At 71.4% G+C, this 12,760-nt stretch carries 11 protein-coding genes and 1 riboswitch; of the genes, 5 read left to right on the top strand and 6 right to left on the bottom strand.

The genetic code is table 11. The features are described 5' to 3' along the window. The first annotated feature begins 36 nt into the window (after positions 1-36). Genes O1G21_RS07785 through O1G21_RS07775 form a run of 3 tightly spaced genes read left to right on the top strand, consistent with a single transcriptional unit; the run spans position 37 to position 3,758 of the window. Positions 37-942 (top strand): sugar ABC transporter permease, encoded by a 906-nt coding sequence (locus O1G21_RS07785; protein WP_270141956.1) that lies wholly within the window; start codon positions 37-39, stop codon positions 940-942. A gap of 55 nt (positions 943-997) precedes the next feature. Then, positions 998-2,713, top strand: a complete 1,716-nt coding sequence (locus tag O1G21_RS07780) for a glycoside hydrolase family 13 protein (protein WP_270141954.1) — start codon at positions 998-1,000, stop codon at positions 2,711-2,713. A gap of 25 nt (positions 2,714-2,738) precedes the next feature. Next, positions 2,739-3,758, top strand: coding sequence for a LacI family DNA-binding transcriptional regulator (locus O1G21_RS07775; protein WP_270141953.1), 1,020 nt, complete (start codon positions 2,739-2,741; stop codon positions 3,756-3,758). A gap of 163 nt (positions 3,759-3,921) precedes the next feature. Here the strand turns inward: O1G21_RS07775 and O1G21_RS07770 are convergent, their stop codons facing one another. The 3 genes from O1G21_RS07770 to O1G21_RS07760 all read right to left on the bottom strand — a co-directional run bounded on the left by O1G21_RS07770 (position 3,922) and on the right by O1G21_RS07760 (position 7,218). Continuing rightward, on the bottom strand, positions 3,922-4,122 hold the full coding sequence (locus O1G21_RS07770; RefSeq protein WP_270141951.1) for a hypothetical protein: 201 nt from the start codon (positions 4,120-4,122) through the stop codon (positions 3,922-3,924). A 249-nt stretch (positions 4,123-4,371) separates the two neighbouring features. Next, positions 4,372-5,634: a transglycosylase family protein gene (locus O1G21_RS07765; RefSeq protein ID WP_270141949.1), complete on the bottom strand. Its 1,263-nt coding sequence runs from the start codon at positions 5,632-5,634 to the stop codon at positions 4,372-4,374. 7 nt (positions 5,635-5,641) lie between these two features. After that, positions 5,642-5,814: riboswitch (cyclic di-AMP (ydaO/yuaA leader) on the bottom strand. 453 nt (positions 5,815-6,267) lie between these two features. Continuing rightward, positions 6,268-7,218 carry a hypothetical protein gene (locus O1G21_RS07760; RefSeq protein ID WP_270141947.1) on the bottom strand — a complete coding sequence of 317 codons (951 nt, stop codon included), beginning with the start codon at positions 7,216-7,218 and terminating at the stop codon, positions 6,268-6,270. 555 nt (positions 7,219-7,773) lie between these two features. Here O1G21_RS07760 and O1G21_RS07755 point away from each other — a divergent pair. After that, on the top strand, positions 7,774-8,037 hold the full coding sequence (locus tag O1G21_RS07755; RefSeq protein ID WP_270141945.1) for a DUF397 domain-containing protein: 264 nt from the start codon (positions 7,774-7,776) through the stop codon (positions 8,035-8,037). A gap of 343 nt (positions 8,038-8,380) precedes the next feature. Here O1G21_RS07755 and O1G21_RS07750 read toward each other — a convergent pair whose 3' ends face one another. Continuing rightward, complete coding sequence (locus O1G21_RS07750) at positions 8,381-8,950, bottom strand: ATP-binding protein (protein WP_270141943.1); 570 nt, start codon at positions 8,948-8,950, stop codon at positions 8,381-8,383. 418 nt (positions 8,951-9,368) lie between these two features. Between O1G21_RS07750 and O1G21_RS07745 the strand changes: the two genes are divergently transcribed. Then, the gene (locus O1G21_RS07745; RefSeq protein ID WP_270141941.1) at positions 9,369-10,235 is read left to right on the top strand and encodes a helix-turn-helix domain-containing protein; all 867 of its coding nucleotides are present in this window, start codon (positions 9,369-9,371) and stop codon (positions 10,233-10,235) included. 148 nt (positions 10,236-10,383) lie between these two features. Here the strand turns inward: O1G21_RS07745 and O1G21_RS07740 are convergent, their stop codons facing one another. Next, on the bottom strand, positions 10,384-10,989 hold the full coding sequence (locus O1G21_RS07740; protein ID WP_270141940.1) for a TetR/AcrR family transcriptional regulator: 606 nt from the start codon (positions 10,987-10,989) through the stop codon (positions 10,384-10,386). 228 nt (positions 10,990-11,217) lie between these two features. Then, the gene (locus tag O1G21_RS07735; RefSeq protein WP_270141938.1) at positions 11,218-12,732 is read right to left on the bottom strand and encodes an MFS transporter; all 1,515 of its coding nucleotides are present in this window, start codon (positions 12,730-12,732) and stop codon (positions 11,218-11,220) included. Between the last annotated feature and the right edge of the window lie 28 nt (positions 12,733-12,760).

The raw sequence follows: 12,760 nt of genomic DNA, 5'->3' as shown, positions 1-12,760 counted from the left end.
CCGGACCCAGTTGACCCACGAAGGCAGGTAACCCCGATGAGCACCACCACCGAACGCCCCGCCGCCGCGGCGACCGCGGCCCCGGGCGCCCGGCCCGCCAAGTTCCGGCCGCGCGGCGAGAGCAGCCCGCTGTCCAAGGCGCTGTCCCACGGCGTCCTGATCCTGGCCAGCCTGATCGCGCTGTTCCCGGTCGGCTGGATCCTCTTCGTCTCGCTCGGACCGGACAAGACCGACTACCTCCACCCCGGCGAGATCTTCGGCAAGCTCACGCTGTCGAACTACCAGCACGTGCTGGCCGACACCGACTTCTTCACCTGGTTCGGCAACGCCCTGCTGGTCTCCGGCATCACCACCGTGTTCGGCGTGCTGCTCGCCGCCACCACCGGCTACGCCGTCTCCCGGATGAAGTTCCCCGGGCACAAGCCGCTGATGTGGTCGCTGCTGGTCACCCAGATGTTCCCGATCGCGGTGCTGATCGTGCCGATGTACACGATGCTCTCCGAACTCGGCCTGCTGGACAGCTACACCGGCCTGATCCTGGTCTACTCGACCACCACCGTGCCGTACTGCGCCTGGCTGCTGAAGGGCTACTTCGACACCATCCCGGTGGAGATCGACGAGGCCGGCCGGGTCGACGGGCTCAGCCCGTTCGGCACCTTCTGGCGGCTGGTGCTGCCGCTCGCCCGCCCGGGCCTGGCGGTGGCCGCCTTCTACTCCTTCCTCACCTACTGGGCCGAGGTGCCGTTCGCCTCCACCTTCATGCTCAGCTCCGACAAGTACACCCTGGCCGTCGGCCTGCAGAGCTTCGTCAGCGAGCACGACGCCCAGTGGAACCTGATGGCCGCCACGGCGGTGCTCATCGCGATCCCGTCCGCGGCCTTCTTCTACCTGGTGCAGCGCCACCTGGTCACCGGCCTGACCGCCGGTGCCTCCAAGTCGTAACGCTCCCGCACCCCTCAGCGCTCCTCGCTCCTCTAGTCCCCAAGGGATACCGTCCATGACCCAGAACCTGGCCGACACCTCCCGGCCTGCCGCCGACACCGCTCACGAGGCGGCCGCCCTGGATCCTGTGACTGGCAGCGCGGCCAGAGGCTGGTGGCGGGACGCGGTCATCTACCAGGTGTACCCGCGCAGCTTCGCCGACTCCAACGGCGACGGCATGGGCGACCTGCCCGGCATCCGCAGCCGCCTGCCGTACCTGCGCGACCTCGGCGTGGACGCCGTCTGGCTCTCCCCGTTCTACGCCTCGCCGCAGGCCGACGCCGGCTACGACGTCGCCGACTACCGCGCCGTCGACCCGATGTTCGGCACCCTGCTGGACGCCGACGCGCTGATCCGCGACGCCCACCAGCTGGGCCTGCGGATCATCGTCGACCTCGTCCCCAACCACTCCTCGGACCAGCACGAGTGGTTCCAGCGCGCCCTGCGCGAGGGCCCCGGCTCCCCGCTGCGCGAGCGCTACCACTTCCGACCCGGCAAGGGCGAGAACGGCGAACTGCCGCCCAACGACTGGGAGTCCATCTTCGGCGGCCCGGCCTGGACCCGCACCGAGAACCCGGACGGCACCCCCGGCGACTGGTACCTGCACCTGTTCGCCCCCGAGCAGCCCGACTTCAACTGGGAGAACCCGGCCGTCGCCGACGAGTTCCGCTCGATCCTGCGGTTCTGGCTGGACATGGGCGTGGACGGATTCCGCATCGACGTCGCCCACGGCCTGGTCAAGGCCCCCGGCCTGCCCGACCTCGGCGGCGCCGACCAGCTCAAGCTGCTCGGCAACGACGTCATGCCGTTCTTCGACCAGGACGGCGTGCACGAGATCTACCGCAGCTGGCGCAAGATCCTCGACGAGTACCCGGGACAGCGGATCGGCGTCGCCGAGGCCTGGACCCCGACCGTCCAGCGCACCGCCAACTACGTCCGCCCCGACGAGCTGCACCAGGCCTTCAACTTCCAGTACCTGGGCACCGATTGGGACGCCGCCGCGCTGCGCGAGGTGATCGACGTCTCACTCGACTCGATGCGCCCGGTCGACGCGCCCACCACCTGGGTGCTGTCCAACCACGACGTCACCCGGCACGCCACCCGCTTCGCCAACGAGCCCGGTCTCGGCACCCAGATCCGCACCCCCGGCGACCGTGCGCTCGGCCTGCGCCGTGCCCGCGCCGCCACCCTGCTGATGCTCGCGCTGCCCGGCTCCGCGTACGTCTACCAGGGCGAGGAGCTCGGCCTGCCGGACGTCACCGACCTGCCGGACGAGGTCCGCCAGGACCCGTCCTTCTTCCGGCAGGCCGGTCAGGACGGCTACCGCGACGGCTGCCGCGTCCCGATCCCGTGGTCCGGCAGCGAGGCCCCGTACGGCTTCGGACCGGTCGCGGGCGGGCCGTCCTGGCTGCCGCAGCCGGCCGAGTGGGCCGAACTGAGCGTCGAGGCGCAGACCGGCGACCCGTCCTCCACCCTGGAGCTCTACCGCAGCGCGCTGGCCGTCCGACGGGCCCGGCCCGACCTCGGCGCCGGCACCGAGGTCGAGTGGCTGGACAGCCCCGAGGGCACCCTCGCCTTCCGGCGCGGCTCCTTCGTCTGCACGGTGAACACCACCGGCGAGCCGGTGCGGATGGCCGCCCCGGGTCGGCTGCTGCTCGCCTCGACCGAACTCGTGGTGGACGGCGGCGAGACGGTGCTCGCTCCGGACACCACCGGCTGGTGGGCGGTCTGACGTGGTTGCAATAGGCTCTGGGACCGTGACTACGGCGCGACTCTCAGACATCGCGGCACAGGCGGGGGTCAGCGAAGCCACCGTCTCCCGCGTGCTCAACGGCAAGGCGAACGTCTCCGCCGCCACCAGGCAGACCGTCCTGGCGGCGCTGGACGTGCTCGGTTACGAGCGGCCGACCCGGCTGCGCCAGCGCAGCGCCGGGCTGATCGGGCTGATCACGCCGGAGTTGAGCAACCCGATCTTCCCCGCGCTGGCGCAGGTGATCGAGCAGGTGCTCAGCCGGCACGGCTTCACGCCGGTGCTGTGCACCCAGACCCCGGGCGGATCCACCGAGGACGAACTGGTCGAGATGCTGGTCGACCGGGGCGTGGCGGGCATCGTCTTCGTCTCCGGGCTGCACGCCGACTCCACGGCCGACCACGACCGCTACGCCCGGCTGGCCGGGCGCGGGGTGCCGTTCGTGCTGATCAACGGGTTCAGCGAGAAGATCGACGCGCCGTTCATCTCGCCGGACGACCGGGCCGCGATGTGGATGGCCGTCCAGCACCTGGCCGAGCTCGGGCACGAGCGGATCGGCCTGGCGGTCGGGCAGCGGCGGTACGTGCCGGTGCTGCGCAAGATCGAGGGCTTCACGGCGGCGATGCGCGAGGTGCTCGGGCTCAGCCAGGAGGAGGCGGAAGGCCTCGTCCACCACACGCTGTTCAGCGTGGAGGGCGGGCACGCGGCGGCCGGTGCGCTGCTCGACAAGGGCTGCACGGCGATCGTCTGCGGGAGCGACATGATGGCGCTCGGGGCGATCCGGGCGGTGCGCCAGCGCGGGCTGTCGGTGCCGCAGGACGTGTCGGTGGTCGGCTTCGACGACTCGCCGCTGATCGCCTTCACCGAGCCGCCGTTGACCACGATCCGCCAGCCGGTCGAGGCGATGGCGACGGCCGCGGTGGACGCGCTGCTGGAGGAGGTCGGCGGGAACGCCGCCCAGCGCGGGGAGTTCATGTTCCAGCCGGAGCTGGTGATGCGGGGCTCCACGGGGGCCTGCGCGCGCTGAGGTTGCTCGGGCGCTGTGGCGGTTCGGTAGCTGTGGCGGTTCGGTAGCTGTGGCTGTTCGGGCGCTGTGGCTGTTCGGTAGCTGAGGCTGCTCGATATCTGTGCCAACTGACGGGCCCCGGAGGGCGGTTGCCTCTCCGGGGCCCGTCGGCGTGTGCGCCCGGTCAGCCTTCCTGGACGTTCGGGCGGTCGGTGGCGACCCGGTGGCCGTCGCCCGCGTCGCCGGTCCGGGTCTCGGTCCGGCGGCCGCGGGCCAGGTAGTCGCGCACGACCAGTTCGACGGCGTCCTGTGGATTCTTGGTACCGGAGAGCAGCATCGCGTCGATCGCGAGGTTCGCGTCGAGCGTGATGGTGACCTGGGCCATGGTGACTCCTCCTCGGGTGCAGAGCAGCAGCATGCCCCCTGCGTCGGAGTTTGACCATGCGGAATACGGCGCTGCGAGTGCGTCCGGGCGGGCACGCCGAAGCCCCGGGGAGGAGCGACCAGACTCTCCCCGGGGCGGTCGGGTGACGGCCGACAACCGACGGATGACGGATGACAGATGATGAAATCTGTCATCCGTCAGCTGTCAGCTGTGATCCGTCACCTGTCAGCTGTCCGGTGTGCGCGCTGCTCAGACCCGGCCGGCGAAGTCCGGGGCCCAGTTGGCGATGGTCTGGAGGCGGACGCCCACGCTCGGGTTGGCGGCCTCGACGTACTGGCCGCCGCCGATGTAGATGGCGACGTGGTAGACGCCGGAGTCCTTGCCGTTGTTCGACCAGAAGAGCAGGTCGCCCGGCTGCAGGCTGTCCAGCGAGACGTGGGTGCTGGCGGCGGCCTGGTCGGCGGCGACGCGCGGGATGTTGATGCCCGCGGCGCGCAGCGCGGCCTGGGTCAGGCCGGAGCAGTCCCAACCGCCGTTGCCGGTGCCGCCGTAGACGTACGCCTGGCCGACCTTCGACTTGGCGAAGGAGACCGCGGCGGCCATGCTGCCGGTGGCGGCCGGGGCCGGGGTCTGCGCCTGGGCGGCCGGCTTCACGGCCGGGGCCTTGGTCTGGGCGACCGGCTTGGCGTCCACGGCACCGCCGTTCGAGGCCTGGCCGGACTTCTGCGAGCGGTCGAACCAGGCGAAGTCCGACCCGGACTTGGTGGCGGTGGAGGACTTGTCGGCCTGGGCCGAGCCGGCGTCACCGAAGGTCAGGCGCTGGCCCGGGTAGATCATGTCCGGACCCTCGGTGAGGGTGCTGCGGTTGAGCTCGTACAGGTGCTGCCAGCCACCCTGGACGTTGTGCTTGTCCGCGATGGAGGACAGCCAGTCGCCCGCGACGACGGTGTAGTCGCCGGCCTGGGCCTGCGCCTGGCGCTTCTGCGCCCAGTCGCTGTTGGCGGACTTGGCGGCGGCGGAGTCGCCGGAGGCCTTCGCCTGGTCCTGGGCGGGCGCGGACGCCGCGGCGGGCTTCGCGGCCTGGGCCTGACCCTGGGCGGGCTTGGCGGCCGAGGCGGTGTCGACGGCGGCCGGGGCGCCGCCCTTGGTAAGACCGGCCTGGACCGAGCAGACCGGCCAGGCGCCGGGGCCCTGCGAGGCCAGGACCTTCTCGGCGATGGCGATCTGCTGGTCCTTGGTGGCGAGGTTGGCCTGCGGGGCGTACGCGGTGCCACCGAAGGCGGCCCAGGTGCTGGAGGTGAACTGCAGGCCGCCGTAGAAGCCGTTGCCGGTGTTGATGCTCCAGTTGCCGCTGCTCTCGCACTGGGCGACCTTGTCCCAGGTGGCGACGGAGGCGGCGTTGGCGGTGCCGGTGGTGAGGCAGGGAACCGTGAGGCCGACGCCCGCGACGCCGAGGGCGGCGATCACGCGACGGGTACGGCTGGACAGGCGGTTGCCGTTGGAAGGCAGCATGAAGACGCGGTCCTCTCCCACGCCTGCGAGGTGAGCTGTCGGATTCGGGCTGGAGTTGCCCGGCCGCGCTGTTGGGCGCGGCTTCACCCCTAGCCCAGGACCGTTTCCGGGAAGCGGTCCGGGGCGACTTACCTGTGGTTCCCCCGCTCCTGCCGTGGTGCGTTTTCGCGCTGCCAGGACATCCGACGGCAGGACTCGGCGTCGCGGATGAACTGGGTCCGTGTGGTCACGAACGGGGAGCACGTTAAGCAGACTTAAGTTCGAACTGCAAATATCTGTGATGCGCATCACGGTTTACTGGAAAGCGCGAATGGCTCGCAATTCGTGATCGTAAATGATCGTTTTCCGGCAATTCCGCGATGTATTCCGCGAGCTGGTTCAGCCTCAGGAGAAATGTGACGGAGCGTTGAAGCGCGGTGGGGGCGCGGCCTTCCGGTCGGGGGGTGCCGGCGAATCGAGCGCCCGACGACGTGCCGACCATTCATCGACAAATGGCACCAGAACGGACATTACGGGTCATTGGCCACTTAACTCTCCTGCGGGGCAATCCGAACAAGCCGAAGAGGCCCGGAACGCAGCCGTTCCGGGCCCCTTCGGTGGTGCGGGTGTCGTGACAGGCGGTCCGTGGGTTCGCTAGCCCTCCACGGGCCCTTCAGCGGCCGCGTGGGCACGTCGGGAGCCCTCCCCGGCCCCGCCGGTGGCAGCGGCCTCCGCCTCGGCCTCGGCGAGCTCCTCCGCCGTCGGCGTCGGCAGTGCGGCCAGGTAGGTGGAGGCGATCAGCTGGCCGACGGTCGGGTAGGCGCCCAGCGGCGCCGCCGACGGGCAGCCGGTCTCCTCGGCGGCCGTGGCGAGCAGCTCGGAGTCCGCCTCCGGGCCGATGACGAGCGGGGCCAGCGCCGGGCGCTGGGAGCCGGTCTCCTTGAGGTGGTTGACGGCGTCGGCGACCGAGCCGGGCACGTCGAGCGCCGCGGCCACGACCGGGACGGCCAGTCGGGCGGCCAGCAGCACGCCGGTGATTCCGGCCGCGGCAGCCGCCTCCTCACCTCCGACGGTGGTCAGCACCACGCCGTCCGCGGCGGTGGCGATGGCGAACAGCCGGGCCCGGTCGGCCCGGGCCAGCCCGGCCTCGGACAGCCGTACGTGGACGGCCTCGGCGAGCAGCGGGTGCGGGCCCAGCGCGTCGGTGACGGTCGCGCCGTACTCGGCGGCGAGGGCGTGAAGCTCGGTCAGGAAGCCGTGCGGCCCGGGCACCAGCGGTACCACGACGGGCGTCGGCAGTCCGGCCTCGGCGGCGGCCGCCAGCAGCTCCGCCACGGTGCGGTCCTCGGAGTCCCCGGCCTCGGCGCCGTCGGCCGGGAGGTAACCGACCGCGGCCTGGACGCCGGCGTGCTCGCTGCGGACGATCGAGAGCAGCTCCTCGACGACCGAACGGGACTCGGGCCCCGCGGTCGCGGGCACGGCGAGCACCAGGGCCGGCGAGCCGGTGCGGATCTCGGGGCGCTCGGGGCGACGGTGGCGCCCCCGCGCACGGGAGCCTGGAGTGCGGACGGGCAGTGGCGCGCCCGGGATGGCTGCGGTGCTCATGCCGGAGATCGTAGGACATCGGCCCGTCAGGCCTGCAGTCGGCTGCCGTACGGGTTTCGGGTGGTCGTGGTGCGGAGGCCGTGTCGCTGTCGCGCTGGTCCGGGCGAATTGCCTACAATCCGGACATTCCTCGCCCAATGCCCGAGCGGGCCCGCGCAGTTGCCTCGACGTGTCCCGGGGGGCGGCGCGTTGCACCCGGGACGCGTGAGATGTCTCACAGTCGGACGGCGGTCTGACGGAGGGTCACGGCGGCGCGACTCCCGGCATTCGAAGATCAACATTCAGCGGGGGGCCGCTCACGGCCGGTTATGGACGACCCGTCGATTCAGTGGGCTATGTCCGTTTACGTACCGTCAGGAGAAGGGTCCGTGAAGAGTTCGGGGCGGCCGACAAAAGGCCCGATGCACCTGCAACGTCCCGTGCTGATGCACGTGCACTGCGGCTATCATCGCGTCAAGTGAGGCGTTGTGCCGGGCCGGTACGGGGCCGGTCCGTTCTGGCGGTGCCGGGGGCGCCGCGCTGGACGACAACTCCGGAGCTCTTCGGGAGACTTCTATGCACGACTCGCAGGACACGCACGGCTCGAACCACACCTACAACGGGATGGCCGCCGCGGACCTCAAGGGGGTGGTCTGGCAGAAGAGCCGGCACAGCAACTCCCAGGGCAACTGCGTCGAGTTCGCGGCCCTGCCGGGCGGCGACGTGGCGATGCGCAACTCGCGCTTCCCGGACGGTCCGGCGCTCATCTACACCCGGGCCGAGATCGCCGCCCTGCTGCTGGGGGCCAAGGACGGGGAGTTCGACCACCTGGCCGTCTGACCGGCCGCTTCACCATCGGGGGGCCGTCGTGGGTGCTGACACCACGACGGCCTTTGTCTTTGCCGGGCCGTCCTCGCCCGGCGGCGGGCCTTCCTGCTTCCGTGCGGTTGCGCGGTGGACGCCGTACGGCGGGGCCTGCTGTACGGCCGCGGGCGGCCCCGCGGGCTGCCCGCTTCCTCCGGGCCGGAGCGTCCGGTCGGGCGAGCCGGTGCCGGGACCAGTGCTCGGACCGTTGTCCGTGCCGGTTTCGCGGTCCGGTGCGATCCGGCGCGGTGGCTTGGCTGAAGGGCTCGGGGTGTGATCCTCCCGGGGCGCCCCTCGGGCGGCCGTGCGCCGTGTGGCGTTAGGCCGAGCGCCGGTGCCGGCCACCGAGGTCGAGCCGTCCGTCCAGCGCGGTACCGTCCAGTGCCCTGCAGCCGTCGAGCCCGCCGCCGGCCGGCTCCGTCGCGAACACGGCCCAGACCACCTTGCCGCTGCCCAGCGGGTGCCAGCCCCAGGAGCGGCTGAACGACTCCACCAGGTGCAGCCCGCGCCCGGATTCGGCGACGAAGTCCGCCTCCCGGGCCACCGGGCCGATGCAACTGGGATCGCTCACCGCGCAGACCACCTGGGGCGCGCGGTGCACCAGGCTTATTCGGATCGGCAGCCGTCCGTCCGGGGTCGGCTGTGTGGGAAAGTCGTACTCGCCCAGGGCGCCGCCCGCCGGGTCGGGTCGTGCGCCGATCGCATGCCGGAGCGCGTTGGTCACGAGTTCCGAGGCCACCAGCGCGACATCGTCGAACAACTCCATCAGGCCCCAGCGCTGAAGAGCGGTCCGGGCGAAGTCGCGCGCGGTTCTCACGGCTTCAAAACGAGGAGCGAGCGTACAGGTGACCACATGGGGGTCAACCGCCAAAGCCGTACCGGTGCTCATGAAGAGCTCCTCCCATAAGGGGGCGGACACGGCTGGACCCGCCGGGGTCATGCCGGTCACCTCCGACTCGCTCGGCCGCTCGGCCGCCCCCTCGACCAGGCGCGCGCGCACTCGAACGCCCGGTGGCGCGGGGGACGCCGCCGGGCCGGTGCACGGAGTCGCGCGTGGGGTCGACGCGGAGCCCGCGGGATTGCCAGGGATGTGCAGGTGCACGTGCACCATGGTGGTGTGCGCTCACTGCAGATGCAAGAGTCGATTCACGTGCAGTCGCACTATTGGCATATGCAAGCGCCGGATGCACGTGCATCCTGGTGCGCGGAGTGCAGAACTGATAGGAACATCCGTCAGTATCGGCACCGTGAGCGCTCAACTGATGGCAGACTGTGCGCTGTTTGCCCTAGGTGGAGGTTTCGACCGCATGACCACAGTTCAGCCGGGCGGCGGCTCGATGGTCCGCCGGATCCTCCTCGGCTCGCAGCTGCGCCGCCTGCGCGAGGCGCGCGGGATCACCCGTGAGGACGCGGGCTACGCGATCCGCGCGTCCGAGTCCAAGATCAGTCGCATGGAGCTCGGCCGGGTCAGCTTCAAGGAGCGCGACGTCGCCGACCTGCTCAGCCTCTACGGCGTCGACGACGGCCTGGAGCGGGAGGCCCTGCTCGGCCTGGTCCGCGAGGCCAACAAGTCCGGCTGGTGGCACAGCTTCAACGACGTGCTGCCGGGCTGGTTCCAGACCTACGTCGGCCTCGAGGAGGCCGCCCAGCTGATCCGCACCTACGAAGTGCAGTTCATCCCCGGACTGCTGCAGTCCGAGGAGTACGCACGGGCGGTTTTCGGCCAGAGCCGGCCGGTCATCAGCGAAGAGGAGGTCGAGCGGCGGGTCAGCCTCCGGCTGCGCCGCCAGAAGCTGCTGACCGAGGGTGCCAATCCGCGCCTGTGGGCGGTCATCGACGAGGCCGCGCTGCGCCGGCCGGTCGGCGGGCCCAAGGTGATGCGTGGTCAGGTGCAGTACCTGATCGACGTCGCCGAGCAGGCCAACGTGGTCATCCAGGTCATGCCGTTCCGCTTCGGCGCGCACGCGGGCGAGTCCGGGGCGTTCACGATCCTGCGGTTCCCGGAGCAGGACCTCGCGGACGTGGTCTACCTGGAGCAGCTCACCAGCGCGCTCTACCTGGACAAGCGGGACGACGTCGACGCGTACGTCCAGGTCATGGAGCGGCTCTGCGTGGACAGCCTCACGCCCGAGCGCACGATAGACCTGCTTGCCTCGATCCTGAAGGAGCGCTGAGCAACTCCCGGGCGGGGCCTGGGAGATCCGCTGTTCTCGCGCCGTTCCCGGGAGCTGTTCCCGGGAGGCGTTCGTGCGCGCCGCCCGCGCGCGCTGCTCGTGAGTGCTGTTCGTGGAAGCGTCCGGCGGTCGGCCGACTGCCCCGCGGTCAACCGCGGGCCGGCGGCCGTTCGCGTTCCGGCGGCAGCGGCTGCGGCGGACGGCCCAGCTCCCAGGCCAGGTCGTAGCGGCCGAACAGGTCGGCCCGGATCGGCGCCAGCGGGATCTCCGCGCCCGGTAGCAGCACCCCGATGCAGCCGCCCATCAGCGCGCTGCGCAGCACCGCGTGCTCGGCGACCGGGTCCGGCGCTCCCCAGTCCTCCAGCAGGCCCTGCAGGATCGCGCCGACCTGCTGCTGCTCCGGGTCCTGGACGAAGGCGCCGGTGTCCGGGTCGAGGATCAGCGCCAGGTGGGAGCGCATCACCCGGGGGTGGTCCATGGCCAGGCTGAGGACGGTGTCGATCGCGCGGGCCAGCCGGGCCTCGGGGGAGGCGCCGGGCGGCAGTTCGGCCAGCGCGCCGGAGAGCGCCTGGTGCATCAACCGGTGCGTGGCGGACTGCATCAGCAGTCGTTTGCCGTCGAAGTAGTACGAGAGCAGGCCACGGGCCAGTCCGGCGCGCTCGGCGATGTCGGTCAGCGTGGTGCCGGCGTAACCGCGCTGGTCAACCAGCTCGATGGTGGCCCGCATGATGCGTCGACGGGAGCGTTGCCGCATCTCCTCGTTGACCGAATCCCCGCGAGGTGCCATCGTGTCTGCTCCGAACGTTCGTTGGCTCCGGGCCAATATACTTGCGGAGCCGGTGGCCGCGCCGTGGAACCGTGCCCTGACGGGTGCCGCCCGGGCGGCCGGTGCAGGGACGGCCGGCTCCACCAACACGGGGGTTTGGTGGAGCCGGCACCAGTGCCCGGCGGTCAGGGGTCGACCGTGGGCGAGGGCCGGGGGTCAGCGCTCGGTCAGGACTCCGGTCCGGGCCACGGATGGCCCGGCAGGCGGATAATCATAATCCGACACCGACATGGGAGTTGAATTCCGGCGTCGGTCCACCAGGGCACCCACCGCGGCCACCACCAGTCCGACCAGCGCGACCGCGGTGACCAGGACCAGCGCCGGCCGGTAGCCGTCCAACTGGGCCTGGGCGCTGTCGCCGCCCGCGCTGCCGGCCGTGATCATCGCGGTCGCCCCGGCCAGCACGACGGCGGTTCCGACCTGGATCGCGGTGTTCACCAGCCCCGAGGCCAGCCCCTGCTCCTCGTCGGCCACCCCGTCGGTGGCGGCGATGTTCACCGAGGGGAAGGCCAGCGCGAAGCCCACGCCGAGCAGCAGCATCGAGGGCAGCACCAGGACCAGGTACGAGCTGTGCTCGTCCAGGCGCAGGAACAGGGCGAAGGCGCCGGCCAGTGCCAGCAGGCCGATCGGCAGCAGCCGGGCGGTGCCGAAGCGGTCCACGATCGGGCCCATGAACGGTGCCGAGAGGGCGATGAAGGCACCGGCCGGCAGCAGCCCGAGGGCCATCTGCAGGGCCGACCAGCCGAGCAGGTGCTGCAGGTAGAGCGTGACGACGAACTGGAACCCGCCGTACGCGCCGGTCATCGTGAAGGCGACCACGTTGGCCCGGGCCACCGAACCGTTGCGGAAGATGCCGAGCCGGACCAGCGGATGGGCGGTGCGGCTCTCCACCAGCAGGAACGCGGCGGCCAGCGCGGCGACCACGACCAGCGAGCCGAGGGTGCGCAGGCTCAGCCAGCCGGCGCCCTGGGCCTCGGTCACGGTGAACACCAGCAGCAGGACGGTCGCTGTGCCGGTGATCGCGCCGAGCACGTCGTAGCCGCCCTTGGCGGGCTCCTCGACCGGGCGGGGGAGCAGGCGGACGGCGAAGAGCAGGGCGAGCAGCGCGACCGGGACCGGCATCAGGAAGGTCCAGCGCCAGCCGACCGAGGTGAGCAGACCGCTCAGCACCAGGCCGAGGGAGAAGCCGCTGGCGCCACAGGTGGTGTAGATCGACAGCGCCCGGTTGCGGGCGGGGCCCTCGGCGAAGGTCGTGGTGATGATCGACAGGCCGGCCGGGGCGGTGAAGGCGGCGCTGACGCCCTTGAGGAAGCGGGCCGCGATCAGCAGGCCGCCGTCGTCGACCAGGCCGCCGAGCAGTGAGGCGGTGGCGAAGGCGCTGAGCGCGACCAGGAAGACCCGGCGACGGCCGAGCAGGTCGGCGGCGCGTCCGCCGAGCAGCAGCAGGCCGCCGTAACCGAGCACGTAGCCGGAGACCACCCACTGCAGGGTGGAGGTCGAGAGGTGCAGTTCGGAGCCGATGGAGGGGAGGGCGACGCCCACCATCGAGACGTCCAGGGCGTCCAGGAACATGGCGGCGCAGAGCACGACGAGGGTGCCCCAGAGGCGGGGTGTCCAGTGCAGCCCGCTGGTTGACGGGGCGTCGGGTGGCGTGACGGTCGCGGTGGTCATGGAGAGGACAGTACATGCGTGTGCATTC

The sequence above is a fragment of the Kitasatospora cathayae genome (assembly GCF_027627435.1).
GTDB lineage: Bacteria > Actinomycetota > Actinomycetes > Streptomycetales > Streptomycetaceae > Kitasatospora > Kitasatospora cathayae.
Note: the sequence above shows the minus strand (reverse complement) of the source record. Positions and strands in the feature narration are given on the sequence as shown.